The following is a 25,204-nucleotide window of genomic DNA, read 5'->3' as shown; positions in this document are numbered from 1 at the left end:
AGCCCACGGAGGCATAGCTTTTTTTGACATCATTCAATAAAACGATATCAATGGAAAAAAGGTCAATGTAAACAACACAGGTATCGATTCCGCCGGTTTGACTGCAGATTACATGCAGGCAATAGCTGAATTTATATGGAATGGTTTTGATGCCGGCGCCACATCCGTTCATATTGATTTCGACACAAATGAATTGGATTATATCAGCTCTTTATCAGTTACTGATAATGGTGAAGGCATTAACCGGTCCACCATTGATGAAAGCTTTGGCAGTTTCATGGACTCCATGAAAAGAGTGGATTTTCAAAAAACATCATCTCGCTTAAAAGGCAATAAAGGTAAGGGGCGCTTTTCTTTTGTAGCATTTAGCGGTCTCGCCCGTTGGAAAACCTGTTACCGGGATCCGGAATCGGGCCAGGCCCTTGAGTATTCCATTGCTGTAAAAAGCAGCTCTAAGGATAAATTTGAGTTTGATGATATAAGCATATCCAAAGAACCGGGCACAGGTACTAAAGTTAGTTTTTATGAGTTGTTTGACGTGACTGCTTATTCGTTCTCATCGCCCGGGTTTATTAATTTTTTAGGACAGGAGTTTGGCTGGTTTCTTTTTTGAATAAGGATAAGAATTATAAAATTTATATTAATAAAGAGCCCGTTGGTTACGATCATTTGATGGCGCAGCAGGAAGTATTCCTGGTACCAGTAATTGAAGATGATACGGAAACAATTTTTAAAGCTACATTTATACGGTGGGTGCATAAAATTGGCGACAAGTTCTATTTTTATTTTTTAGATAGTAAACAAAAGGAAGTAGTTAAAGAGCTGACCTCATTTAATAATAATGCAATAGGCTTCTATCATAGCGTTTATGTTGAGTCGCCCTTTTTCGACAATTTTAATGGAAACGATAAGGAGCAAAGTCTGAGCCTTTTTGAAATGCAATCTAAACATTCACCGGTATTCAAGATCTTACAGAATCGCTTACACGACTTAGTAGGAGATAAGCAAAAGGATTTTATCAGGCTCCAGGCGGCAGATACTTTGGTAACAAGCTTTGAAAAAACTGGCATTTTGCCCAAATTCAGTGAAGAAGAGGAAGATATTAAGACTGACCTTGTTAATGTTTTGAAAGCCATTTATACTGTTGAGCCCAGATTGTTTATGGCATTGGGCAGGGAGCAGCAAAAAATGACCATTGGTTTTATTCATCTTTTGCTAAGCAGCGACCGCAGAAAAGATATTGCTCATTTAATTAGCCAAACTATAAAACTCACGGTTGAAGAGCAGCATACCCTGCGTATGAGTTTGAAGAAGAGGGCTGTGATACAATAACTACCATTGAGATTTTGTTTTGGAAGTCAAGACTTTGCGGCGCTGTTATTACATTAGGCACGATTGTGATCGATTGTTTAATTTTGTTTATCTCTGTCGCTATTATAATCCTTATCATTTAATGCGAATAAAAATGACCCTCACCATCATCATTCTTATACTGGCAGTTGCCGGTGGTTTTGTTTATTACATTAGATCTAATGGTAATGTAAAAGAAAATGCTGCTTTGAAATCCGGTTCCATTTATAATTTCAAGGTTCCCGGCTTAAATGGCTCCACTATTGATTTTGCAGCTTTTAAAGGTAAAAAGATCATAGTAGTAAATACTGCGTCTAAATGTGGATTAACACCGCAATATGAAGGCCTGGAAAGATTGTACAAAAAATATGGAGACAGGTTGGTTATCGTCGGATTTCCTTCTAACGACTTCCTCTTCCAGGAGCCGGGTAGCAATGCGGATATTGCTGAGTTTTGCCAGCGCAATTATGGTGTATCGTTCCCGATGGCAGCAAAAGTAGAGGTAAAGGGAAAGAACCAGGCTCCCCTTTATCAATGGTTGACAAATATGAACCTGAATGGTGTTGAAAGTTCTGCTGTTACCTGGAATTTTCAAAAATACCTGCTCGACGAAAATGGCAAGCTGGTAAAGCACTTCTCTCCTAAAACAGATCCGGAGGATGCAGAAATTATTAACTGGATTGAGACCGCGAATGAACCCAATGCAGCTGCCTATTTTTGATATAGGTATATACGTCTAACTAAAAATTATAAGGATAAGTTACCGGTTTTAAGCTAGTATCTATATCTTCGGAACTTCTACATTCCTGAAAAGCCTGTTATTGCGCCATATTAAGCAACGGCCATAAAAATTTAAACAATGTTTGTCCCCAAATCAATTATCTTATCTACAACATTTTTCTTAACGCTCACCTCTGTAAAAGCACAATCGGTCTTAAACAAGATATGGGAAACTCCGGAGCTGCCGGTGCCAGAATCTGTACTTTATAGTGAAAAAGAGAACCAGCTTTTTGTGAGTCTGATAGATGGCGAAGGAAATAAAAAAGATGGTAAGGGCGGTATAGCGATTCTGAATACGGACGGAACCGTTAAAAATAAGCTTTGGGTTGAAGGTTTAGATGCTCCAAAAGGACTGGCCCGTTATAAAAATGTGCTTTTTGTAGCAGATCTTACCGCACTGGTTAGTGTGGATATTCCAACGGGAAAGATTTTGAATAAGTTGGAAATCGACAGCGCTGTTTTTTAAATGATGTTACGGTAGATACAAAAGGAGTTGTTTTTGTTTCCGATACGCGTACGAATAAGATCCATCGCATCAAAAATGGTAAGCAAGAAGTGTATATGCGGGATGTAAAAGGTGCTAACGGATTAAAATGGATCAATAAACATCTTTACGTGCTGGCTGGCGGTGATTTTTTGAAAATGGATCAGAACAAGCAGGTAACCGTTCTTGCTAAAGGGTTGGAAAAGCCGGGAGATGGACTGGAGCAATTGGGAAACGGCGATTTTATTGCCACCTGCTGGTCGGGTATTATTTATTATATAAAAGCAAACGGGGAACTGCATAAATTACAGGATGTACAAGGCAAAATGAATACGGCTGATCTCGGTTATAATCCTAAGACTAATACTATCTATATCCCAACCTTCAATCAAAACAGTGTTATTGCCTACAAACTGTCTCTATTGAATAAATAAACATATACGCATCCTTGCTGTCTGAGCCTTTTCTTTAAATTGGATACAGTTTTCCCTGTAATGGACACTATTTATTTTGTGAATCACATCAGCTTTGTGAAACAAAAATTAAATAATGAACAACAACATTTCAGGAAAGGTGATCATCATTACCGGGGCCAGTAGCGGAATAGGGCTAGCTACCGCAAAATTATTAGCTAAACAGGGCGCTATACTAAGTTTGGCTGCCCGGCGCAAAGAGAAGCTCGATCAACTAGTATCAGAAATTGTAGCGGATGGAGGAAGAGCCATTGCCTTTGCTACCGATGTAAGCAATCGTAAAGAAGTATCTGCTTTAAGTGATCAAACATTACAGTCTTTCGGGAAAATAGATGTGCTGTTCAACAATGCGGGGGTAATGCCAATTTCTATGCTGGAAAGTTTGCATTATGATGAATGGGAGCAGATGATCGATATTAATGTTAAAGGCGTTTTATATGGCATTGGTGCCGTGCTGCCGCATTTTATCGCTCAACAAAGCGGTCATTTTATCAATGTATCTTCAGTAGCGGGCCACCTGGTTGCACCTTCGAGCGCAGTTTATTCCGGAACTAAGTTTGCGGTCAGGGCTATCAGCGAGGGGCTTCGCCAGGAGGTAAAACCTTATAATATCCGAACCACTATTATTTCACCAGGTGTTACAGAATCTGAGCTGACCCACACGATCACCGATGAAAAAGTTAAACCGATGATCGGCCAGCTGGCGGGTATGGCCATTTCTGCCGATAGTATTGCGCGGGCAGTAGCCTACGTGATCGATCAACCGCAGGAAGTGGATGTAAATGAAATGATCATTCGTCCTACAGCGCAGCCCATGTAACTAGTAATGAAGTTTTGCTGAAATAACCAGCTTAAGTTAATGCTACATTTGTAAAGTGAAAAAGAAAATTCATACCCCTTACGTGTTTCATGCTATTGCAGCTCTGAACAAAGCGCTTGGAATGCCGGAGCCTAAACATCCGTTAATTACCGTGAATGATTATAAGGATATCTCGGGCGATGTATCAGACCTGGAGAAAGGAATGGTAATGGACTTTTATAAAATTTCATATAAAAAAGCACTGAGCGGAAAAATCAGGTACGGGCAGGATTATTACGATTTTCAAAATGGAGGGTTATCTTTTATGTCACCGCATCAATTGATCGCGGGAGAGGAGCGAAATGGGAATTGTGAAGGCTTTACTTTGTTGATCCATCCTGATTTCTTAAATGGTTACGCTTTGGTAAAGAATATCAGGAACTATGGCTTTTTTCTTACAGCGCCAACGAAGCTTTGCAGCTAACGGAGGCTGAGCAGCAGGTGGTCTTTGGTTTATTTCAACAAATCGGCGACGAACTCAACCAGCGTTTCGATCATTTCAGCCAGGATGTTATGATCAGTCTGGTAGAATTGCTACTTAATTATAGCAACCGTTTTTATAACCGGCAGTTTTTGTTTCAAAAAGTGCAGCATAATGATCTTTTCAGTCGAATGGATACTTTGTTGGATGAACATTTTAACACCAATAATAGTTTGCATAAAGGACTTCCTTCGGTTCAGTTCCTGGCAGGTCAGTTAAATGTGTCGCCCAATTACCTGAGTGATGTGCTGCGTAAGCTAACTGGTTTAAACGCTCAGCAACATATTCATCAGAAACTAATTGATAAGGCTAAGGAAATACTAACGACCACCAATTTGTCTGTAAGCCAGATTGCGTATCAGTTGGGTTTTGAGTACCCCCAGTCATTTAATAAGCTGTTTAAAAATAAAACCAGCATCTCCCCGTTGGCATTCAGGCAATCGTTCAACTAAGCACCGTAGTATTTAAAGGGTTCTGGAATATTCCACAAAGAAATCAGCACAAAAAAATCCCGTGTAGAAACACAGGATTTTAAACCAAAACTAACTGCTTATGAGAAAAAATTAATTGTCGTGTATTGATGACACAAATATAGGATTAATGTTTAAACGTTTAAACGCATTAACAGGTTTTTAACGCTTTGGATCCTGGTTTTACAGCAATTCATAATTATTTTCTTGGGGCATTGAAGCCATCTTTTTAGTGTATTTTTTCTATTAATACATTGCTGTGCAATCGATAGCGCAGGTGTGAGCACATAAGGTTCTTAGCTTTTCTGCTAATTTCGTTATAACGATATAATTGAGGCGGTAGTGGAGAATGCAAAATACCAGACAAGGATTTGCCTTTCGACACTCAGTTACTATTTACTAATATTAAAAGTTGCTATGCTAAAAACGAAATTATTACTGGCGCTTCTGGGGGTTTCTATAAGTGCTTTTTCGCAGGATATAAGCCTTGCATTACAGAAAGCGCCTAAGTTTACAGAAGCGCAACGCGTTCAAAAATGGAAGGCCATGCCTGGCAATGTAGTGGTAAGTTTTGCTTCTTCCGGTACCAGGTTTACAAAAGACCTTCCTTCAGTTGTTATTATCAATAATACCTGGGAGGCATCAGGATGGAGAAATGAAAAACTGCATACCCAAATAGTAACTTCAGCCAAAATTGATCTTGGGAGCATTACCGTTAAAGCAAGCGATTTGAAAAGTAGCAAGGGAGAAGTGCTGAAAAAGGAAAACATCTCAACTGGCTTTGTGCAGTATGTAATGACTGATGAATTTCGTAATGGTTGCGGCTATAGAAAGCCGGCCGATTTTGATTCTTCGATGGTTGCTGATATGATCAATACAGAGCTTAGCGCTGTTGATGTTCAAAAAATACGACTCAACCCGTTTGGCTCACCCTCCATATACCCCAAACACAGCCGGCAGGTAAGTATTCCGGAACAATAACAGTTAAGGCCGACAAAACCTACCAGTTGAAAATAGTTGTAACAGTCATAAACAGGACCTTACCTGCCCCTAAAGATTGGAAATTTAAGCTGGATTACTGGCAACATCCTGCAGCTATAGCAAGAGTGCATAGCCTGCAACTCTGGAGCGACGCACACTTTAATAAGATGCGCGAATACTATACCATGCTGGCAAACGCAGGTCAAAAGATCATTACAGCAAGTATTGTGGATGAGCCCTGGGGGCATCAAACCTATGATGACTACCCGGGTTTGATACGTTGGACAAAGAAGAAGAACGGTACATGGACGTATGACTACAGCCTTTTTGACAAGTATATCAACTTTGTGATGAGTTGCGGTATAAGAGAAAGGATCAATTGCTATAGTATGGTGCCATGGAAAATAGCCTTTACTTATTTTGATGAGGGTTTACAGAAAGATGCCGTATTTACAGGCGCCATCGGAAGTCCTGAATACAATGAGTTCTGGAGAACTATGCTAATTGATTTTACGGCGCACCTAAAAAGATGGGTTGGTTTAATATCACCACTATTGCAATGGATGAGCGGCCTATGAAAGCCATGCAATCTGTTATTGATCTGCTGAAAACTGTTGACCGGGAATGGAAGATCTCCCTTGCAGGAGAGTGGCATCCCGAAATTGAAAAGGATATTTACGATTATTGTGTTGCATCCAAATGGAAATTTCCTGATGCAGCTTTAAAAGATCGGCAGCAATCGGGGAAAACCAGTACCTGGTATACCTGCTGTACCGAAAAGTATCCCAATATGTTTACCTTTTCGCCACCCGATGAAGCCGTTTGGGCAGGCTGGTATACAGCAGCAACACAAATGGATGGCTTTCTTCGCTGGGCTTATAATAGCTGGCCCCGATCGCCTTTAACTGATAGCCGTTTTACGGCCTGGCCGGCTGGTGATACATATCAGGTTTACCCTGGGCCTTTCTCTTCTATCCGCTTTGAGAAACTAATCGAAGGCATCCAGGATTTTGAAAAAATAAATCTGCTACGCAAAGCTTACAGGGAGAAAAATGAAACGAACAAATTGAAAGAACTGGAAGCAGCATTACAAACTTTTACAATCGAACAACTCTCGCAACAATCAGCTCAGCAAATGGTAGAAAAATATAAGCGGCTGTTGAATTAATTATATAAGATCAAACAAGATGAGGGCCGGATTCACAGCAAGATCCGGCTTTTGTTATTAAGGTTATAGGGCACTCATTATTAAATACTGGTTAAAATTATTCCTGTTTTTTACAGTATTGCATCGTCATTTTGTTATTTCCTGTTTTATTAAATTAACGAGTGCATTATTCAAACACAATTTCTCTATGATCTTCGATCTTAACCGAATCAGCAGATATAATGTAATTATTATCGCTATCATATTATTATTTGCCAGCCGCGTATATGCCCAGCATCCCGTTATAAGGGTCGATTTTGACGAGTCCTCCAGGAAGGTGCGGGAGGTCAATGAGAATGGCTATACCTCATGGCAGTTAGCACCGGGCGCTGCGGATAAGAAAACTATAAATGGTATAAGTGTTACAGTTTCAAAACCTGGCTCCGGAAACGAAAGTCTCTCGACAGCATGGTATAAGGTAGGCATGCAGACCCCTCATTTTGCACGCCTCATTTCTGATGGGTTGACACTGAAAAGTGCGAATCCGGAAGCAGCAATAGAACTGCGTATCTCCGGACTATCACCGGGAACGCATAGTTTGCTTACTTATCATAACTTGCCGCTAAGCGGCTCGGAGAGCGGGTTTAGCGCTATAGGCATTTTTCGTGATGGTGTTTTACTCACCAAAGTTCAACCATCTGTACGGGCATTAAAAACAAAAGATGCTGCACGGGCTTACATTAACGTCCGGGTCAAATCCGGGGAAGATGTCACATTTAGCTTTAGAGCGATGGATCGTTCTTCAAATGTTATCAGGGATATTGTCATTAATGGATTTGAGATGAATACACCCGATCCAAGCCGCCAGGCAAACGCAGCATTCCCGTTAAATGCTGACGAGCATGTAGAAATGGATGAACGTAAAATAAGCCTGCGTTGGCAGGCTGCACCTGGCACAAAACAGCATGATGTATATTTTGGTAAAGACTCGGCATTGGTTGCCGCTGCTGGTTTGCAATCAGCTTTGTACAAGGGGCGGCAGACTGATTCGATTTACAATATGGGAGACCTTTATAGTGGAGATACTTATTACTGGCGTGTAGACGAGGTCTCGTCCACAGGAATAACTAAAGGTAATGTGTGGTATTTCAGGCCCGCACAACTGGCTTTTCCGGGTGCGGAAGGTTATGGAAGATATGCCAGGGGAGGACGAGGCGGTAAAATAGTACATGTTACCAACCTGAACGATGATAATGCACCGGGTAGTTTGCGTTGTGCTGTCGAAAATGAAAAAGGCCCGCGAACCATTGTATTTGATGTGTCGGGTATTATTACATTAAAAGACCGCCTGATCTTAAATGATCCCTATGTAACGGTGGCCGGGCAAACAGCGCCTGGTAAGGGAATTTGTATCAAAGGAGCTCCTTTCGGATCAACAGGTAATGATTGTATCATAAGAAACCTGCGTGTGAGACTGGGTGCTGGCAGAACCTTTGATGGTATGGGATTGACCGGGGCCAATTATTCTATCATGGATCATTGTTCAATCAGCTGGACCATTGACGAGGCCTTTAGCTCGAGGGGTGCGCTCAACATCACGCTTCAGCGCACGCTGATATCAGAAGCGCTGAATGCAGCAGGTCATAATAAATATGAAGCCGGAAAACAGCACGGTTTTGCGGGCACTATTTCGGGGTCTGTTGGAAGCTATCACCACAACCTGCTGGCCCACTGTGCCGGACGCAACTGGAGCCTGGGTGGCGCACTGGATGGCGATGCTTTTTATGCCGGTTATATGGATATCACTAACAATGTGGTGTATAACTGGCGGCACAGAACTACGGATGGTGGCACGAAAGAAGTGAACTTTGTCAATAACTATTACAAGCCAGGCCCTTCATCGGCTAAATTTTATGCTTTTACATTAGACCATGAGGGGGTGGGCAAAGGCACACAAAGGTGCTATTTCGCTGGCAACGTAATGCCTGGATATTTTGATGCGAGCAACCAGGAAAAGGGCCGCAATGAGACCTGGAGTAAAAGAGAAGCAGTAAAATACACCACTTTTGTTGATAAGCCATTCTTTCCCTCATTTGTTACTACGCAAAGTGCTTACAGCGCGTATAAAAATGTGTTGTCAGACGTAGGTTGTGTACAGCCGGTATTAGACGATCACGATCAAAGGATCATAAAGGAAACAATGGATAGCTCCTTTACTTACAAAGGCAGCAAGACAGGCTTCGCAGGTTTGATTGATCACCAGGATGATGCGGGTGGTTGGGAAAACTATCCCGAGGTAAAACGCAGTCAAAACTGGGATACAGATGGTGACGGGCTTCCTGATTGGTGGGAACAGGCCTTTAATTTAAACATACACTCACCAGCCGGAGACTTTTCAGATGCAAACCAGGATAAAAACCTGGACGGTTATACCCAACTGGACGACTATTTGCAATGGATGGCCTTACCCCATTATGTAACAACAGAAAAGGAGATCGTTATTGACCTGTCACCGCTTACCCGTGGCTTTACGAATCAACCGGTATTTAAGATAGCGTCTGCAACAAATGGAAAAGCTGATCTAAAATCCGGCAAAGTATCCTTTTACCCTGCTGCGGGGGATTGGCCTCATTTGAATTCACGGTTACAGATGCTGAGGGCGACAGTATGATCCGGAAGGTCAATATTCTAAAAACTAATTAGGAATAAATCAAGCATCAACATGGTAATAGGAGTGTTGGTCTATGAATCGACAATTAATTTGTAATCAATTACTTATCTTTTTTAATATTATCGTTGCATTTTTAGTTTAACGTCAATCGTTAATAAGTTCTGAGTAACAAAGAGTTGAACGAATTCTTTTGATTTGTATTTTGCTCTCCAATTCAAGACGAACGATGACCCTCGAGCAATTTACTAACGCAACTGAGATGAGTAAGATCAAAGCGATCTGGCGCGGCAAATTGATTGCTGAACGTAAAGAAGATCAGATCACCTACCGCCTTTTTAAAGTTGATGCGTTTTTCGTAGAAGCTAAAATTAATCCATTATTGGGTTTTGCCCGGGACTTCAGGCCTATAGAAGATGAGCAGAACGCTATGCGTCCCTATCTGCCCGAACCGGTCTCTCTTAATTACTCCTTGTTTTAAGGGTGCATAAGTTCTTAATAATTGCCGGTCATAATAATGGTCTTGCTTCGTACATTGCTTCCCGGATCAAGCAGCCATGACAATCAAGAAATTTTTAGAAGCCCCGGAGATAGCCAGGATCAAAGCCATTTGGAGAGGAAAATTGATTGCTGAACGCCAGCAACAAGACATTACTTACCGGTTATTTAAGGTGGACGATTTTTATGTTGAAGCCCGGATCAATCCACTCAGCTTTACACGACATTTTACCGCTTATGCTGCATTGGAGGAGATCATACCGCTCTATTCTGATGCACCGGCTAGCGATATCTGCTCTGTAAAAGTGCCTTCCTGACAAAACTCTTACAACGGTTAAGACTGCCAGCACTAGGGGAGTGTATTTCGGTTATTTTTATTCAGCCAGCTTTAAAATATCATCCACTTCTAAAATAGATTTCGGGTAACCTTTGGATACAGCGTGGATCATTGCCCGGCCCACCTTCGAAAGTTTTAAGGTTTTTGCGGCAACAAAAGGAGCAATGATCGGTCCCATTATTTTATAAATCAGTTTTACATTAACCTGGCCCTTAGTGGCTTTCATTATTGCCGGGCGAAAATTGTATTGTGCCTTAAATGGTAACTGAAGTAAGGCATTTTCGGTTCTACCTTTTACTCTTGCCCACATTACTTTACCCTGCTCGGTACTGTCAGTGCGGTTGCCCGACACATAAATAAAAATGATTGCCGGATTGATTTTTGAAAGTGTGGTAGCAAATGGCACTACAAAATCATAGGTCTTCCTGGTAAAGCTTTCTTCGTTTTCACCTACCGAACTGGAGCCGCACAGAAAAAACATCCGTCGTATTGTTTTAAAGTATCCGGATAATTGCCGATCTCAGTGAAATCTTTTACAATAAGTTCCTTTAGTTTGGAATGCGTTATATCATAATGCTTCCGGTTAATGATAAGTACCTCCGTGACCATTGGGTTGCTCAGGCATTCCAGCAATACACCTTCACCAACCATGCCGGTAGCGCCTGTTATGATTATTTTCATGACCTTAATTTACATCATCTGCCTGAATCCACAATCTATACAAGGCAAACTAATTTCTTTTACCTGTCAAGGACCGTTCATATACAACCTTTTCTTTTTCAAATTTTCATACATTTAGCCGAAATGTCGGAAATTTGATGGCATTTGATGATGGCGGTTAATAACTTTCAGCGTTTTAACTTTCTTATTGATACTTTTTACTATTTGTAATTATGAGCTTGGATATATTACTGGCAGATATTTTTCCTTCGGACCGCATAAAAATGAACCTGATAGACCTGGTTGCCTATGCTTCAGATGCTGGTTTCTACAACCTGCGTCCCAGGGCCGTGGTACTTCCTGTTTCTGAGCAGGAAGTGGCTCGTTTGTTTCAATTAGCGCATGAACAGAATATTCCTGTAGTTTTCAGAACCGGTGGCACCAGTCTTTCAGGGCAATCGGTAACCGATGGTATCCTGGTCGACCTGAGCCAGTATTGGAGAAGAGCGGTGGTAGAAAACGAAGGCGCCTATATCCGGGTGCAACCAGGCGTAATAGGTGCTGTTGCTAATATTTATTTAAAGAAATTTGGCCGTAAAATTGGTCCAGATCCGGCGAGCATCAATGCTGCAATGATGGGCGGTATCATTTCCAATAACGCCAGCGGCATGTGTTGCGGGGTAGCTAATAATTCCTACCACACTGTAAAGTACCTGCGTTTCACACTTCCTGACGGTAAAACTTACAGTACAGAGTTAAAAGAAGATTATGCCCGTTTTATAAAAGAGTGTCCTCAATTGTCTGCTACACTAACTACGATCCGGCAGCAGGTATTGGGTGATGAAGAGATTTATAATAAGATCAGGAAAAAGTATCGCACTAAAAATACAGTGGGTTATTCTGTAAATGCTTTTATAGATTTTACCGAGCCGCTGGATATAATGGCGCATTTGCTCGTGGGGGCCGAAGGTACGCTGGGTTTTATCTCCGAAGCAGTAATGCAGACCATACCGGATTACCCGGAAAAAGCAACCGGCCTCCTGTATTTCTCGGATATATATACGGCCTGCCAGGCCATAGTTCCCATAAGTGATACCGGGGCCGTAGCTATTGAGTTAATGGATCGGGCTTCTCTCAGATCGGTAGAACATGTACCGGGCCTGCCTGCCATTATCAAAGACTTACCCGCAGAAGCCGCCGCGCTTTTAGTGGAATACGGAGCACCTACTAAGGAAGCTCTTAATGAATGCCTGGCTGATTTTCAAAATCAGGCCGGCAGCTTTTCACTCTTGGAAGTTCCGGCTTTTACAAGTATTCCCGGGCAGCAGGCGCTTTTATGGAAAGTAAGAAAAGGTATGTTTCCCTCTGTGGGAGCAGTAAGAAAAAGCGGAACTACTGTTATATTGGAAGATGTGGCATTCCCGGTTGCTATGCTGGGCGATGCTATCGTTGATTTACAAGGCTTGTTTCGAAAATTTGGGTACCACCAGGCAATCATTTTCGGACATGCCAAAGATGGGAATATTCACTTCGTTGTCACCCAATCGTTTAATACCGAAGCCGAAGTACTGCGTTATGAGCAGTTTATGGCTGAAATCGTTGAGCTGGTGGTTAATAAATACGATGGTGCCTTAAAAGCAGAACATGGAACAGGTAGAAATATGGCGCCTTTTGTAGAAACTGAATGGGGCGGGGCCATCTATGATATCATGAAGACGGTAAAGAACCTGGTCGATCCTGCTAGTATTTTAAACCCCGGAGTGATCATTAACCCCGATTTACAGGCACATATCCGGCACTTAAAAGAGCTGCCTTCGGTAGAAAACGAAGTAGATAAATGTATTGAATGTGGTTTTTGCGAACATAAATGTCCCAGCAGGGATCTGACTTTGACGCCAAGACGGCGTATCGTGGTTAGACGCGAGCTGGTGAAGTTAAAGCAGGAAGGGAAGGACGATTATAAGAAGTTGCTGGATCAGTACCAGTACCAGGGGCTGGATACCTGTGCGGTAGATGGTTTATGTGCAACAGTATGCCCGGTGGATATTAATACCGGCGACCTCGTGAAGCGGCTTCGCCAGGAAAACCACTCGGCATGGAACAACAAGCTGGCCTTAATGACCAGCAAAAATTTTGGAGTCGTTTTAAAAACGGTAAAGACAGCCGTTCGTTTCGGAACAGCGGTCAATCATACTTTTGGCGCGGGCACCATGACCAAAGCAACAAAACTGATGAGGAAGCTGGCTCCCTCATTCCCTCTTTGGTCACCGCAGCTTACCGGTGCGCGGTCAATCAGTCTGTCGGATGTATCGGGTATTGATGCTACCACTAAAGTAGTGTATTTAGCTAGTTGTATTTCCAGGGTAATGGGAGACAAGCTGAATCCCCAGGTCGGTATCATGGATCGTTTTATCAGCGTATCGCATAAAGTGGGAGTAGGAGTGATACTTGCCGGCAAGAGCGGCAAAAACTGTTGCGGACAGATCTACTCCTCCAAAGGTTTCAGCGGAGCGCATGAGCATATGGTTAATGCTACTATCAGCGAGTTATGGGCACATACCAATGAAGGCGCGTATCCGGTGGTTTTAGATATAACGTCCTGCACTTATACGCTGTTGAATTGCCGGCCGGCCTTGTCTGAAGAGAACCGGGATAAATTCGATAAAATGCGGATCATTGACAGTATCGATTACCTGTATGAATATATTCTGCCCCGGGCGGGAAACATAAAACGAAAGAATCATATTGTCCTGCATCCGGTGTGTTCTTCTTACAAAGTACCCGGTCTTGACGACAAGTTCAAAAAAGTGGCCGAGTTCTTTTCGCACAAAGTAACCATCCCCACATTCGCTGGCTGCTGCGGAATGGCGGGCGACCGTGGGTTTCTTTTCCCGGAATTAACGAAGTCTGCGACAGCCATGGAAGCAACCGATGTTTTAGACAAGAAGCTGGATGGCTGCTATTCCTCATCAAAAACCTGCGAGATCGCTATGTCTGATAATACGGATAAAAACTATCAATCGATATTTAACCTGGCTGATGAATGCTTAAGTGTTTAATTAAAATTGTTTATGATGATTAAATTAAATTTATTTTAATATAGGCAAGATGCATTGGCCTGGAATATAGCAGTGATTCATTTAGACAGCGGCTGCAATGGATCAATTTCATTTTATCTAAATATTTAAAGAATATAAAACTCCCAAATATTTCATTTTAAATTATTTAATTTTTGGGTTGAGTGATAGGATTTCGGGTTACTACGTTTGGCAAATACTTTCTTTTTTACAGTTGCCCGTTATTTCGGCTATTGAATGCTATTCCCATTCTATTTATTTTACTCGATAACACCTCACTGATTTCCCAATTCATTCCTGTTTTATAGTTTTACTTCGTAGCCTGCAAAATGTACAGTTATTGGAACAATCCATCGCTTAAATTCAGCAGTCACAGTTACTCAATCAACTATAATTTTAATGAAAAAATCTATTGTTTGCCTCCTTACATTAGTTCAGCTTTTATGTCTGAAGCCTGATGTTAATTCACAAAACACGCCAAATAGCCAGGCTGGTGATCCTGAAGCCGGCCAAATACCGCCGCACCCTCCCAGGTTGCCTGAAGGGGCTATTCCCGCATTTCCCGGTGCCTGGGGTGGCGGCATGTTTACTACCGGCGGACGAGGCGGTAAAGTAATTGCAGTGACCAATTTAAATGATAGCGGACCGGGAAGTCTTCGTGCCGCATTGGAAGCCCAGGGACCTCGTATTGTTGTATTTCGCGTGGCGGGTACTTTAAAGGTAAATGGAGACCTTAATATCAATAATCCTGATATTACCATTGCGGGTCAGTCAGCGCCTGGCGATGGTATTTGTATTGCGGGAACACTTAACATTAATACACATAATGTCATTATAAGGCATCTGCGGGTTAGACGTGGCGTACCGGTGGGCGGGCAAGGTGATGATAATATCGGAGGTAATCCTCATCATCATATTATTATCGATCATTGCTCCACCAGCTGGGGTATGGATGAAAATATTTCCCTGTACAGGCACATGCGACCTTCCTTAGATGGCAAAACCCAGATCAAGGACCCTGCAGAAAACATCACTATTCAGTGGACGATCTCCAGCGAAGCACTCGACGCAAAGGGACACGCTTTCGGCGGCACCTGGGGTGGTAATCCTTCTACCTTCCATCACAATCTTTTTGCCAGCAATACTGCCAGAAATCCATCAATAGGCATGTCGGGTATGTTCGACTTTCGCTACAACGTGGTTTTCAACTGGCGTCATCGCTCGATTGATGGCGGAGATGAAACCTCAACTGTCAACCTGATCAATAATTATTTTAAGCCCGGTCCGGCTACTAATGAGGGGATGCGCGATGTTTTTGCACGCATTGAAGAACGTAGCATGTATTCTCCCGGTAGCGCCTGGGCTGAAGGCGGTTGGTATCCTAAAGCTGCCAATCGTCCTGGTAAATGGTATGTTGCCGGCAATATCATGCACGATAACAAAGATGTAACTAATGACAATTGGCTGGGAATGCGTTCAAAGGATCGGGTTAAAACTGGTGATAATAGCCAGCAAAACCTGGCCCGTGTTAATACCCCGTTCGAAGGATGGCCGGTGGCGCCACATCAGCTGGCCGGCGATGTTTTCGGAGCGGTATTAGCCAAAGCCGGAGCTACCTTACCCAAAAGGGATGCGGTTGATGCCCGTGTAACAGAAATGGTACGTACCGGGAAACCAATGACCGCAACAGGCATTATAAAAGATGTTACTGAAGTGGGCGGCTATCCCAATTTTACCTATAATGCGGCTAAAGTCCCTGTAGACAGCGATGGCGATGGTATGCCCGACGAATGGGAAACTAAAAACGGCCTGGATCCTAAAAATGGTAAAGACGGCGCCCTGGATGCGGATGGAGATGGCTATACCAATATAGAGGAATACCTGAATGGAACCAATCCGCAACAAAAGATCAATTACCGTAATCTAGGTAACAATATCGATACGATCAGTTAGGCATTACTTTCGTTCTGCATCACATTAAAATGATACTGATTCCTCCTGTTTCTTTTAAAAGGGCAGGAGGATTTTTTTGGCGGATAGAACCATTGATGATGTAGTTTCAGATATCCCCGGAAGTAGCTCTTTTGTTTCATCGATAAAAAGCGGCCGAGCGTAGAGCATAATTGTTTATTAACAGAAATACATGCAACGATTTTAAGTGAACCAATATCTTTGAAAAAATAATAATGAAGAATCTTTTTATATCGATAGGATTATTAGTGGCAATAGGCGCAGTTATTTCATGTAACAATCAGAAAAATGTAACTGCCTCTACCCAAACCGCAGAACAAAAAGAAATGGAAGTGACGGGTGAAATTGTAAAAATTGAAAATGGTAAAGATGGCTATATGGCTACTGTAAACGACAAAAACGGAAAACCTCACATAGTCACGATTAGCATCATCAACCTGCAAAAATCAGGAGGCACTTTTAAGCGATTTGAAGTGGGTCAGAAAATAAAAGCAGGAGGACCTTTTTGGAAAGACGATTCCAGTACTACTTATATAACTGCGAAAAATGTGGAAGCAGTTAAGTAAATAGCAGTTGCTAATTAATGACCACTAAAAAGGCCAGCATATTAGCCAGCGCATCTTTGCTATGCATTCGTTCACCATTATCAAGCGACTCCTTAGCCATAACGGCTGCTCTCTTGCGCATATTGATTTCATAATATAAAATAGCTTCTTTTAAAGAGCTGAATTTGTCCGATGCTATACATTCACTCAATTCAAGCGCATCCAGCATGGCCATATTAACGCCTTCACCGGCAAAGGGAGGCATCACATGCGCCGCATCGCCCAGCATAGTTAAATTAGATATAGAATCCCAGGCTTGATCCAGGGGCATACAATAGATCGGCCTTGGCGTAAACGGTAGAGAAGTATTGTCAAAAAGCTCATGCCATACTGGACTCCAATCCGTATATTCTTTTTTAAACCATTCCAGCATTTGAGCTTTATCGGAGAAGTTTAACCCACTATCCCGTGCCCAGTTTTCACCTGCTTTAAAGCTTATATAGAACCCTATTTCTCCATTACCTTTTTGCCCCATCAATATATCTTTCTCATTTCCGAACGCCATTATTTTTCCTCTATTCAGTAAAGAGTACATAACGGGGGCATTATTTTTTGCATCCTCAATATTCCCTTCCAGCATGGTAATGCCGGAGTAAAAGGCTTTGATGTCAGTGACATAAGGTCGTACCCTGGAATTTGCGCCATCTGCTGCTAAGACGATATCTGCGTACACATTGCCACCATCTTTAAATGCCAGTTGCCATCCCTCATCCTGTGAATTCATGGATATAAAATGACTATTCCATACTACAGTACCTGGTTCTAAAGATTCCAGTAATATCCTTCTTAAAGTGCCCCGGTCTATTTCAGGTCGGAAATGTTCATGCCCGAAGTTGCTGTCTGGCTTGGTTTCATGGTCGCTGTAAAAAACCTCCGCCTGCTCATTCATTATTTTTTCCTTATCGGCACCTGGTAGAAAATTCGTCTTAAACACTTCCAGTAACCCGGCTTTTGTTAAAGCTGCCAGCCCGGAGTCATCATGTAGATCCAGTGGAGCTCCCTGAACCCGGGAATTTTTATCTATATCTCTTTCATATACCTTTACCTGGCATCCTTTTAATTGCAGCAATTTTGCCAAGGTCAATCCACCCGGGCCACCGCCAACAATAGCTATTTGTTTATTCTTCACTAACATGATCTATTATTTTTAAACAGACCGCAAATTACTCATGCGGAAGCGCAGAAAATTGTATAAATCGGCCGTTTTGGTTTCGGCTTAATTCTTTGGGAGATACCCCGGAAAGTTTTTTTATTTCACGGATAAAATGAGACTGATCGGCAAAATTTTGTTGAGGGAACAGTTTACCTTCCTTAATATGATGGAAAGAAGCCCGGAACCTGATAATATTACAATAAGCTTTTAAGGAAAGTCCGAATTGTTCATTAAAATAGCGGTTGATCTGCCGGCTGCTCCAATACACTCTTTCTGATAGTTCTTTTACGGAGATATCTCCCTTTCGGGTATAAATTAAATCAAACAAATCCTTTTTCCTCGAATCCATATCGGCAGGCACCCGTGATTGTATTTGCTGCGTGGCTTTCTGGCAAAAAAGGTCAAAGTTTTCCAGATCAGTTTCACTAAAATTCCAAAAACCTGTTGGCAAAAACTCAGCATAGTCCAGAATACCTGCAATTGAAGTACCGAAGATATACTCTACAGCAAGCAGTTTAAAACTAACTGCGAACATAGCGGTTTTACCTTTTAGTAAAGCTTGCTGGGGATAGGTTTCAATACCCGATCTTACAATACAGAAAGGGTCGGTTGCGGAACGAAAAAAGGTGAGATCTGCACGTCCGTCAGGCAAAACAACAATTTCCTTATCGTTCGCAGATAGATTCCGCAGCTCCCAAAAGCTTTCCACAAATGACGCAATGGATATACCGGGTTGAATCAATCGGAAGGCAAAGTCGTTATTCATTATTATTTTTTAGTAACAGATGATCTGGGTTATTTTATACTTAAAGCAAAGATAAATACAGGGTAGGGTAACTCTTATTGGTTGTTATGACCTGGTTAATTGAATGGTTCCATTGCCTATCTTTACTTTTCTTAGTACGAAGTCCCGGAGATGCCTGAATATTACTCATACGAAGACCAACAGCTACTGTAATTGCTGAGAGAAAATGACCAGGTCGCCTTCAAAATCGGGAGCAACATGCCTACTTAGAACATTATTACACCAGATCGTAAAAAGAATAGGAGATGACGGCAGAGAAAAAATGGATGGAGTGCGTTTTCTTGATTGGCCAGCCAGGATACCGTTGCTATTCATGCGGGATTACAGGCAGTAACTGTACGAACAATTTTTGCGATGGGGGAGTCAGCCTCCATTTTAAATGACAAGGATATGAAGGAGTTATGTAAAAAAACTTCTGCTAAACTATCAAAGTATATCCCTAAATTTGAATGATCTAAACGGGCTACTGCCTTGTGATGATGCTTGCAAAAATGGTTTCCCTTGACAACCTGATAAAGCTATAATCGGTTGACGGGTATAAAGTTTTTCTGCATTTTTGAATATTATATACCAGAGGTCTTTTTGTCAGATATCATTTCTAAAAGAGATAATACAAGCAAACTCTTTTCAGATGGGTATACAACAATATCTTATCTCTTAACGGAGCGGTTTATAATTTCATTAAAGGTAGTAAACAATTGCACGGCCATTCCGGCATCACATCCGAAAAACTGTCACAGCAACAGTGTAAAACCTGGAAACGAAAAACACACTTTGTATATGAAGAGCCGTCGGGTATTCGAAAAAATTAAAATAACAACAAGGTTTGAAACAGACTGTCTCTATTCTTTTTGCATTTCTATTATGCATTCCCGCATGGGCATTATCAGATATAAAGCCGGTGCATCTCAGGTGTAACTACAAGATAAATCCCTTTATTGATGGCCAAAGTCCTAAACTCAGTTGGGAGCTGGTTTCTACCCGGTATAGCCAGGTTCAAACAGCCTACCAGGTTATGGTAGCTTCTTCGCAGGCGTTGCTAGATAAGGGAGTTCCTGATATCTGGAATAGTGGCAGGATCACAGGAAGTCAAACCAACCAGGTGGCTTATAAGGGAAAGCCACTTATCTCCGCAAGAGTATATTACTGGAAAGTGAGAAGTTGGGATAAAGATCAGAACCCAGGCCAATGGAGCGCTGTAGCTTCCTGGGAAACCGGGCTTTTCGATAAATCGGAATGGAAGGCCGAATGGATAGGTTTGGAGCTGGATAGTTTGAATATTAATAAAGAGTATCATCTGCCACCGCGCCTTATTTAAGAAAAGAAGCGCGGTTTAAAACCGGGATCAGGAGAGCAAGGCTATATGTTACATCATTAGGCTTGAATGAATTTTATATCAATGGCCAGCGAATAGGAACAGACTATTTCCTGCCCGGCTGGACAGACTATAATAAGAGGCTCTATTACCAGGTGTATGATATTTCAAAAAACATTAAGGCAGGTGATAATGTATTCGGGGCAGTTCTTTCTCCGGGATGGTATGCCGGTTATCTGGGTTATGCTTTATTGGTAGGTAGCCCGCAGGTAAGGGGCTTTTATGGGAATACACCACTATTAAAAGCAAGCATTTGGGTAGAATACAATAATGGGGAGAAAGAAGTAATAGCAACGGATGCTTCGTGGAAGGCAAGCGAAGGTGCATTACGTGAAACAGATATATTGAACGGAGAGACCTATGATGCGCGCCGCGAAATAAAAGGATGGAATAAATCGGGTTTTAACATGAACGGCTGGCAGCCGGTTCAAACATACGCTGATAAAGCCGAAAGGGAAATGCAGGTATACCCCGGAAACCCCGTAAAAGTTTTTGATACTCTTACTGGAAAGAAAATTACACTGATCGGCAAAGACAAATATATTGTAGACTTCGGCCAGAACTTCTCAGGCATTGTTCGTTTAAATGTAAAGGGCAAAGCCGGCGATAGCATTGTTATTCGTTATGGAGAAATGTTACATCCTGATGGCAGGTTGATGATAGAGAATCTGAGAAGAGCGAGGGCTACCGACACCTATATTGTCAGGGGTGATACGCAAAATGAAACCTGGATACCTCAATTTACCTATCACGGATTTCAGTTTGTTGAAATTACCGGGCTAAAATATCAGCCAACTGTCGAGACGATTAAAGGCCTGGTGTTGAGTTCGGCTACGCCCGATGCGGGAACCATGGAAACAGATAATGCCATGGTTAATCAACTATATAAAAATATAGTATGGACCCAAAGGGCTAATTATTTTGATATACCTACAGATTGTCCGCAAAGAGACGAGCGCCTGGGCTGGACCGGAGACGCGCAGGTGTATACCCGATCAGCAATCTATAACAATGATATCTCTGCTTTCTTTGTAAAGTGGCTCCAGGACCTGAATGATGCACAATTTCCCAATGGAGCTTACCCCATCTATGCACCTATGCCGCTTACTGCTGAAGGCGTATCTGCTATAAGATCAACTGACAGTTATTCGCCTGGTTGGATGGAAGCAGGTATTATCTGTGCTTATGAAATGTACCAGGCTTATGGCGATACCGGTATTATCAAAAAGCACTGGCCGGACATGAAGCGTTTTATGAGCTTCCTGGAAAAAAGACGGAAGGCAATCACTTATTTAAAGAGAGGGCTTTTGAAGAAATTTCACCCAAAGGTGGATTTGGAGACTGGTTATCGGTAGGCAAAAAACATCACCAGACCTGCTGGCTTCTATCTACTATTTCTATTGTAGTAAGCTAATGGAAGAAATGGCCGCCGCTATCGGTGCTAAAGCCGATGAACAAGAACTACATCAAAAATTACAGCAAATTCAGGCTGCGTTTATGAAACATTACACTGAGCAAAACGGTACTTTTAAAGTGAACCAGGAAGTTTATGGAGATGTGACTGGCTATGTGGAGTACAGTAAGGAGAGTGGCTTTCACGGTCATACTCAAACCGCTTACGCTAACGCCATCTATATGGGATTATTGCCACCAGATATATTGGAGGCCGCAGGTAAGAATCTTTCAGGTTTACTTATTCAAAATGACAGGAAACTGGCTACCGGATTTCTTGGGGTAAAGCCTTTGCTGCCAGCGCTCTCATCAACGGGTCACTCAAAACTGGCTTATCACCTGTTATTATCGAAAGAATATCCTTCCTGGGGATTTGAAGTAGTAAACGGAGCTACCAGTATCTGGGAGCGATGGAACAGCTATATCAAAGGAGAAAGGTTTTGAGAATAATGCGGGAATGAATTCATTCAATCATTACTCATTTGGTTCTGTTAATGAATGGATGTTTGAGTACATGGCTGGTATCAAGCCTGTTGCTGCAGGTTTCAAAAAATCATCATCCGTCCGGAAATTGCGGATAGCAGTATTAACTATGTAAAAGCTATTTACCATTCTATAAACGGGAAAATTGAATCGTCCTGGAAGAAAGAAAATGGAAAGTTAATAGTGACTGTAGCGGTGCCTGTTAATTCACAGGCAACAGTATATATACCTTCCACTTCTGTGGCATCCGTTCGGTTAAAAGGTGATAGTCAACTCCGGTTAAAAAAGAGTGTGGATCATGCCAATCGGGTGGAAGCCGAACTAGGCTCTGGAAAATACCAGTTTGAAGTTATTGGTTTTGCTAACCCCAACTAACAAACTGGCTTTTTTTCAGTACTGACATAATGTGCAAAGAGGAGACCTGGATCTCCTCTTTGTTTATATAGAAACCTTGATGGTTGCTTATTTATCGCCTCTGGTATATTTTGCAACTAATTCTGTATCGCCAGCCTGGTTAGCGTTGATATGAGTATAGTGTTTGTTATCTTTTAAAACAATACGATAGTTAATGCCGTTGTTGTTGCTTACTTCAGTTACGCCATGTATTTCGCAACCTTTATAGTCTTTTTTCAGATTGTAAAGTACATTAGCAGGGAGGTTATCTTGTTTATAGTAACGGATTGTTTGTAATAAGTTTCCCTTCGCGTCAATTGTGGCACGGGTTTTAACACCACCATTATCAAAAAAAGCTTCGTAGTTGTCGCCGGTATTGCTCCATTTTACAGCATCAGCATCTTTAAAGATGGTGACAAAAGTTTTTTGAGCTTTCTCAGTTACAACCGGCTCAACAGTGGAAGCGGCAGCGTTAAAGCTTACAGTTAAAAGAACAGCGGCAGATAAGATTAAATTTTTCATTGTATTTTTTGTTGTAGTAGTTATTATCAATTGTTTCACAAACATACACCTGCCGGTAGCCTTCAGTCAATAGCAAAAGGATAAGCGGCATTGGTATTGCCGGTGAACAGCAATTTTGGAGGGGCGAAAAGCATTTATATTATTTTTTTGGGAAGGATTGTTTGATAATGCTGATTACTATAGATAATAGAACGGTTAAAGGGATAGTTTTTTGGAACTAATTAGAATATAACTTTTCTTTGCTGCCTCTAAATTGCCCTACACTATGATATTATTTTTAGCGCGAACCAAAAAGGTATCTTAAATAGTCCTGCTTTATCTTTTACGCCAAATTAATACAACCCTCTTTAACAACCTTAACTAGAATTTACAATGATGTACAAAACACTACTTATTTCTTTCTCGCTGATGTTGAGCATAAGCGTGCAAGCACAGTTTACTAAGCAGGTAGATATTTCAGCAAATGATAAAAGAGCCGATGCCTTCCTGGGCACATCTGTCAGTGTAAGCGGCAACCTTGCTGTTGCCGGCGCTAATGGCGACAATGCCTGGAGGGGAGCCGCATATGTTTATGAAAAAATGGTAGCTCCTGGAATTTTAAACAGAAATTGGTTAGCAGTGACCTGGCAGTGGATGACTACCTCGGCGCAAGTGTTGTAACAAACGGTACCTATATAGTAGTCGGTGCTTATGGAAAAGCCGGCAATAGTGGAGCGGTATACATATACGGTCTTTCAGGTGGTAATTGGGTACAGCTACAAAAGTTAACAACCGCTGCCACAGGTGAAGCTTTCGGTTTCTCCTTGGCGCTAAGTGGAAACAGGTTGGTTATTGGAGCACCCTACGCTAATTTATACCGTGGTGCCGCCTACATCTATAATTTATCGGGCGGTACCTGGGTGCAACAACAAAAAATTGTAGCTGCTGATGTGGCTGCAGACGATGTATTTGGATCATCTGTTGCTACCAACGGAACCCAGGTATTAGTGAGTTCTGCCGGTGATGAGTCGAGAAGAGGAGCTGCTTATGTATTTGGACTAGTGGGCGGCACCTGGACACAGGCACAAAAACTGGTAGCCAGCGATGGCGCTGCAGATGATAACTTTGGACAATCTGTAACAATGTCGGGTAATACATTGATAGTAGGGGCTTATGGCGATGATAGTTATCGTGGAGCCGCCTATGTATTTACTACAACGGGTAGTACCTGGAGTCAACAGCAGAAGATTATTGCATCGAGCCGCACCCAAAATGAAGGATTAGGTTATAGCATATCTATGAGCGGTTCTAACGTAGCTATATCTGGCGCGGGCGGTGACGTCGGCATTTCCAGTCCCGGAGCTGCCTATATTTTCAGTTTATCCGGTGCTACTTACACACAGCAGCAACGCTTTCAAGGTGTAGTAGGTGAATGGTTTGGAAGTTCGGTGGCGCTCAGTGGAGGCCATTTACTAGTAGGCGTAGCTCTTGCATCTGTGGGTGGTACTACCTCATCGGGCCTAATGCAGGTTTACGAATCGGCTCAGGCAATGCCGTTATATGGGATGCAGTTCATGCATCTGTAAAAGATTCAAAATTAAACGTATCATGGACTACAGTCTCTGAAACCAATAATGATCATTTTGATATTGAAATATCACAAAATGGCACAGAATTCACGAAAGTAGCAACCGTTGTATCGAAGGCGCCAAGAGGCAGTTCTGCTGTTAAAATTAAATATGATTTTTCGCTTGATGCTTCAGGTTTAACTGCAATTGCAGGCTTGGGCCTTCTGTCCGTATTAGGACTTGCTTTACCGGGCGTCAAGCAAAAACTGAGGGGCGCTATCGTATTAACAGTGGCTTGTATAATATTATATAGCTGCTCTAAACAAAATGACTATCAGTTCTCTAACACTTTAGAGAAAACATATATCCGCATCGCCCAGGTAGATAAGGATGGTAGTAAATCGTATAGTAAAGTTGTTTTGGTAAATCAATAAAGGAGGGCATTTAAAGTATCGCGTCACCTATAAGTGGTGACATTTTTTTGTTAACTCATGATGGACGGATAATTGTGTACGACCTAAATACTTTCATACTGATCCAACGAGTACAAAAAACAAAGCCCCGCGTGGATACGTGGGGCTTAAACCAAAACTAACTGCTTATGAGAAAATCTTTATTATAATAATTTTATGC

26 protein-coding genes and 1 pseudogene are annotated in these 25,204 nt (G+C 42.0%); 22 read left to right on the top strand and 5 right to left on the bottom strand.

What is annotated here, in order from left to right:
* Window positions 1-97 precede the first annotated feature (97 nt).
* The 12 genes and pseudogenes from MKP07_RS30055 (at window position 98) to MKP07_RS29995 (ending at window position 10,508) form a co-directional block, all read left to right on the top strand.
* Window positions 98-613, top strand: a complete 516-nt coding sequence (locus MKP07_RS30055; protein WP_240851696.1) for an ATP-binding protein — start codon at window positions 98-100, stop codon at window positions 611-613.
* Entirely contained in the window at window positions 610-1,332 is a 723-nt protein-coding gene (locus MKP07_RS30050) for a hypothetical protein (protein ID WP_240851694.1), read from the top strand. Before MKP07_RS30055 ends, MKP07_RS30050 begins: the two co-directional genes overlap by 4 nt.
* A 133-nt stretch (window positions 1,333-1,465) precedes the next feature.
* The gene (locus tag MKP07_RS30045) at window positions 1,466-2,071 is read left to right on the top strand and encodes a glutathione peroxidase (RefSeq protein ID WP_240851692.1); all 606 of its coding nucleotides are present in this window, start codon (window positions 1,466-1,468) and stop codon (window positions 2,069-2,071) included.
* Window positions 2,072-2,209: 138 nt separating this feature from the next.
* Window positions 2,210-2,596, top strand: coding sequence for a hypothetical protein (locus tag MKP07_RS30040; RefSeq protein WP_240851691.1), 387 nt, complete (start codon window positions 2,210-2,212; stop codon window positions 2,594-2,596).
* Window positions 2,597-2,691: 95 nt separating this feature from the next.
* Window positions 2,692-3,048 carry a hypothetical protein gene (locus MKP07_RS30035; protein ID WP_240851689.1) on the top strand — a complete coding sequence of 119 codons (357 nt, stop codon included), beginning with the start codon at window positions 2,692-2,694 and terminating at the stop codon, window positions 3,046-3,048.
* Between the two features lie 115 nt (window positions 3,049-3,163).
* Window positions 3,164-3,907, top strand: a complete 744-nt coding sequence (locus MKP07_RS30030; RefSeq protein WP_240851687.1) for an SDR family oxidoreductase — start codon at window positions 3,164-3,166, stop codon at window positions 3,905-3,907.
* 55 nt (window positions 3,908-3,962) lie between these two features.
* Window positions 3,963-4,370, top strand: coding sequence for a hypothetical protein (locus MKP07_RS41555; RefSeq protein WP_317236142.1), 408 nt, complete (start codon window positions 3,963-3,965; stop codon window positions 4,368-4,370).
* A complete protein-coding gene (locus MKP07_RS41550) occupies window positions 4,361-4,879 on the top strand; it encodes a helix-turn-helix domain-containing protein (RefSeq protein WP_317236141.1) in 519 nt (172 codons plus the stop codon). The genes MKP07_RS41555 and MKP07_RS41550 overlap by 10 nt, the downstream gene beginning before the upstream one ends.
* A gap of 435 nt (window positions 4,880-5,314) precedes the next feature.
* Window positions 5,315-7,046, top strand: a pseudogene (locus MKP07_RS43175) (glycoside hydrolase domain-containing protein).
* A 187-nt stretch (window positions 7,047-7,233) separates the two neighbouring features.
* A complete protein-coding gene (locus tag MKP07_RS30005; RefSeq protein ID WP_240851679.1) occupies window positions 7,234-9,696 on the top strand; it encodes a hypothetical protein in 2,463 nt (820 codons plus the stop codon).
* Between the two features lie 259 nt (window positions 9,697-9,955).
* Window positions 9,956-10,174, top strand: coding sequence for a hypothetical protein (locus MKP07_RS30000; protein WP_240851677.1), 219 nt, complete (start codon window positions 9,956-9,958; stop codon window positions 10,172-10,174).
* 76 nt (window positions 10,175-10,250) lie between these two features.
* Window positions 10,251-10,508: a hypothetical protein gene (locus MKP07_RS29995; protein ID WP_240851675.1), complete on the top strand. Its 258-nt coding sequence runs from the start codon at window positions 10,251-10,253 to the stop codon at window positions 10,506-10,508.
* Window positions 10,509-10,565: 57 nt separating this feature from the next.
* Here the strand turns inward: MKP07_RS29995 and MKP07_RS29990 are convergent, their stop codons facing one another.
* Together MKP07_RS29990 and MKP07_RS29985 are read right to left on the bottom strand one after the other, a co-directional pair.
* The gene (locus tag MKP07_RS29990; RefSeq protein ID WP_240851673.1) at window positions 10,566-11,009 is read right to left on the bottom strand and encodes a Rossmann-fold NAD(P)-binding domain-containing protein; all 444 of its coding nucleotides are present in this window, start codon (window positions 11,007-11,009) and stop codon (window positions 10,566-10,568) included.
* Window positions 10,979-11,209: an NAD-dependent epimerase/dehydratase family protein gene (locus MKP07_RS29985; RefSeq protein WP_240851671.1), complete on the bottom strand. Its 231-nt coding sequence runs from the start codon at window positions 11,207-11,209 to the stop codon at window positions 10,979-10,981. The genes MKP07_RS29990 and MKP07_RS29985 overlap by 31 nt, the downstream gene beginning before the upstream one ends.
* 212 nt (window positions 11,210-11,421) lie before the next feature.
* Between MKP07_RS29985 and MKP07_RS29980 the strand changes: the two genes are divergently transcribed.
* The 3 genes from MKP07_RS29980 to MKP07_RS29970 all read left to right on the top strand — a co-directional run bounded on the left by MKP07_RS29980 (window position 11,422) and on the right by MKP07_RS29970 (window position 16,802).
* The gene (locus tag MKP07_RS29980; RefSeq protein ID WP_240851669.1) at window positions 11,422-14,247 is read left to right on the top strand and encodes an FAD-binding and (Fe-S)-binding domain-containing protein; all 2,826 of its coding nucleotides are present in this window, start codon (window positions 11,422-11,424) and stop codon (window positions 14,245-14,247) included.
* Window positions 14,248-14,664: 417 nt separating this feature from the next.
* Entirely contained in the window at window positions 14,665-16,218 is a 1,554-nt protein-coding gene (locus MKP07_RS29975; protein ID WP_240851667.1) for a pectate lyase family protein, read from the top strand.
* A 233-nt stretch (window positions 16,219-16,451) separates the two neighbouring features.
* Window positions 16,452-16,802, top strand: a complete 351-nt coding sequence (locus MKP07_RS29970; protein WP_240851666.1) for a hypothetical protein — start codon at window positions 16,452-16,454, stop codon at window positions 16,800-16,802.
* Window positions 16,803-16,812: 10 nt separating this feature from the next.
* On the opposite strand, the gene MKP07_RS29965 is transcribed toward MKP07_RS29970, so the two are convergent.
* Window positions 16,813-17,970 carry an FAD-dependent oxidoreductase gene (locus MKP07_RS29965; protein WP_394803724.1) on the bottom strand — a complete coding sequence of 386 codons (1,158 nt, stop codon included), beginning with the start codon at window positions 17,968-17,970 and terminating at the stop codon, window positions 16,813-16,815.
* 34 nt (window positions 17,971-18,004) lie between these two features.
* Window positions 18,005-18,760, bottom strand: coding sequence for a helix-turn-helix domain-containing protein (locus MKP07_RS29960; protein ID WP_240851663.1), 756 nt, complete (start codon window positions 18,758-18,760; stop codon window positions 18,005-18,007).
* Between the two features lie 865 nt (window positions 18,761-19,625).
* Between MKP07_RS29960 and MKP07_RS29955 the strand changes: the two genes are divergently transcribed.
* The 4 genes from MKP07_RS29955 (at window position 19,626) to MKP07_RS29945 (ending at window position 22,484) form a co-directional block, all read left to right on the top strand.
* Entirely contained in the window at window positions 19,626-20,117 is a 492-nt protein-coding gene (locus MKP07_RS29955; protein WP_240851661.1) for a glycoside hydrolase family 78 protein, read from the top strand.
* Window positions 20,118-20,143: 26 nt separating this feature from the next.
* The gene (locus MKP07_RS41545) at window positions 20,144-21,529 is read left to right on the top strand and encodes a family 78 glycoside hydrolase catalytic domain (RefSeq protein ID WP_317236162.1); all 1,386 of its coding nucleotides are present in this window, start codon (window positions 20,144-20,146) and stop codon (window positions 21,527-21,529) included.
* Complete coding sequence (locus MKP07_RS40035; RefSeq protein ID WP_317236161.1) at window positions 21,507-22,070, top strand: alpha-L-rhamnosidase-related protein; 564 nt, start codon at window positions 21,507-21,509, stop codon at window positions 22,068-22,070. The genes MKP07_RS41545 and MKP07_RS40035 overlap by 23 nt, the downstream gene beginning before the upstream one ends.
* Before the next feature lie 108 nt (window positions 22,071-22,178).
* Window positions 22,179-22,484, top strand: a complete 306-nt coding sequence (locus MKP07_RS29945) for an alpha-L-rhamnosidase C-terminal domain-containing protein (protein WP_317236160.1) — start codon at window positions 22,179-22,181, stop codon at window positions 22,482-22,484.
* A gap of 87 nt (window positions 22,485-22,571) precedes the next feature.
* Here the strand turns inward: MKP07_RS29945 and MKP07_RS29940 are convergent, their stop codons facing one another.
* Window positions 22,572-23,024, bottom strand: coding sequence for a hypothetical protein (locus MKP07_RS29940; protein WP_240851659.1), 453 nt, complete (start codon window positions 23,022-23,024; stop codon window positions 22,572-22,574).
* Window positions 23,025-23,396: 372 nt separating this feature from the next.
* On the opposite strand from MKP07_RS29940, the gene MKP07_RS29935 reads away from it, so the two are divergent.
* The 3 genes from MKP07_RS29935 to MKP07_RS29925 all read left to right on the top strand — a co-directional run bounded on the left by MKP07_RS29935 (window position 23,397) and on the right by MKP07_RS29925 (window position 25,005).
* Entirely contained in the window at window positions 23,397-23,684 is a 288-nt protein-coding gene (locus tag MKP07_RS29935; RefSeq protein ID WP_240851657.1) for an FG-GAP repeat protein, read from the top strand.
* Entirely contained in the window at window positions 23,633-24,589 is a 957-nt protein-coding gene (locus MKP07_RS29930; protein ID WP_240851655.1) for an FG-GAP repeat protein, read from the top strand. The genes MKP07_RS29935 and MKP07_RS29930 overlap by 52 nt, the downstream gene beginning before the upstream one ends.
* A 197-nt stretch (window positions 24,590-24,786) precedes the next feature.
* Complete coding sequence (locus MKP07_RS29925; protein ID WP_240851653.1) at window positions 24,787-25,005, top strand: hypothetical protein; 219 nt, start codon at window positions 24,787-24,789, stop codon at window positions 25,003-25,005.
* Window positions 25,006-25,204: the final 199 nt, after the last annotated feature.

This window comes from Paraniabella hibiscisoli, from assembly GCF_022512515.1.
Lineage (GTDB): Bacteria > Bacteroidota > Bacteroidia > Chitinophagales > Chitinophagaceae > Niabella > Niabella hibiscisoli.
The sequence above is the reverse complement of the archived record's forward strand: the minus strand, read 5'-3'. Positions and strand labels throughout refer to the sequence as shown.

What these genes read in the sequence shown, in the direction of transcription:
- MKP07_RS29960 (WP_240851663.1), bottom strand. Translation starts at nt 18,760, where the DNA reads ATGAATAACGACTTTGCCTTCCGATTGATTCAACCCGGTATATCCATT.
- MKP07_RS29975 (WP_240851667.1), top strand. Translation starts at nt 14,665, where the DNA reads ATGAAAAAATCTATTGTTTGCCTCCTTACATTAGTTCAGCTTTTATGT.
- MKP07_RS30030 (WP_240851687.1), top strand. Translation starts at nt 3,164, where the DNA reads ATGAACAACAACATTTCAGGAAAGGTGATCATCATTACCGGGGCCAGT.
- MKP07_RS30045 (WP_240851692.1), top strand. Translation starts at nt 1,466, where the DNA reads ATGACCCTCACCATCATCATTCTTATACTGGCAGTTGCCGGTGGTTTT.
- MKP07_RS30040 (WP_240851691.1), top strand. Translation starts at nt 2,210, where the DNA reads ATGTTTGTCCCCAAATCAATTATCTTATCTACAACATTTTTCTTAACG.
- MKP07_RS30000 (WP_240851677.1), top strand. Translation starts at nt 9,956, where the DNA reads ATGAGTAAGATCAAAGCGATCTGGCGCGGCAAATTGATTGCTGAACGT.
- MKP07_RS29995 (WP_240851675.1), top strand. Translation starts at nt 10,251, where the DNA reads ATGACAATCAAGAAATTTTTAGAAGCCCCGGAGATAGCCAGGATCAAA.
- MKP07_RS29985 (WP_240851671.1), bottom strand. Translation starts at nt 11,209, where the DNA reads ATGAAAATAATCATAACAGGCGCTACCGGCATGGTTGGTGAAGGTGTA.
- MKP07_RS30005 (WP_240851679.1), top strand. Translation starts at nt 7,234, where the DNA reads ATGATCTTCGATCTTAACCGAATCAGCAGATATAATGTAATTATTATC.
- MKP07_RS29970 (WP_240851666.1), top strand. Translation starts at nt 16,452, where the DNA reads ATGAAGAATCTTTTTATATCGATAGGATTATTAGTGGCAATAGGCGCA.
- MKP07_RS29990 (WP_240851673.1), bottom strand. Translation starts at nt 11,009, where the DNA reads ATGTTTTTTCTGTGCGGCTCCAGTTCGGTAGGTGAAAACGAAGAAAGC.
- MKP07_RS29935 (WP_240851657.1), top strand. Translation starts at nt 23,397, where the DNA reads ATGATGTACAAAACACTACTTATTTCTTTCTCGCTGATGTTGAGCATA.
- MKP07_RS29940 (WP_240851659.1), bottom strand. Translation starts at nt 23,024, where the DNA reads ATGAAAAATTTAATCTTATCTGCCGCTGTTCTTTTAACTGTAAGCTTT.
- MKP07_RS30035 (WP_240851689.1), top strand. Translation starts at nt 2,692, where the DNA reads ATGCGGGATGTAAAAGGTGCTAACGGATTAAAATGGATCAATAAACAT.
- MKP07_RS29980 (WP_240851669.1), top strand. Translation starts at nt 11,422, where the DNA reads ATGAGCTTGGATATATTACTGGCAGATATTTTTCCTTCGGACCGCATA.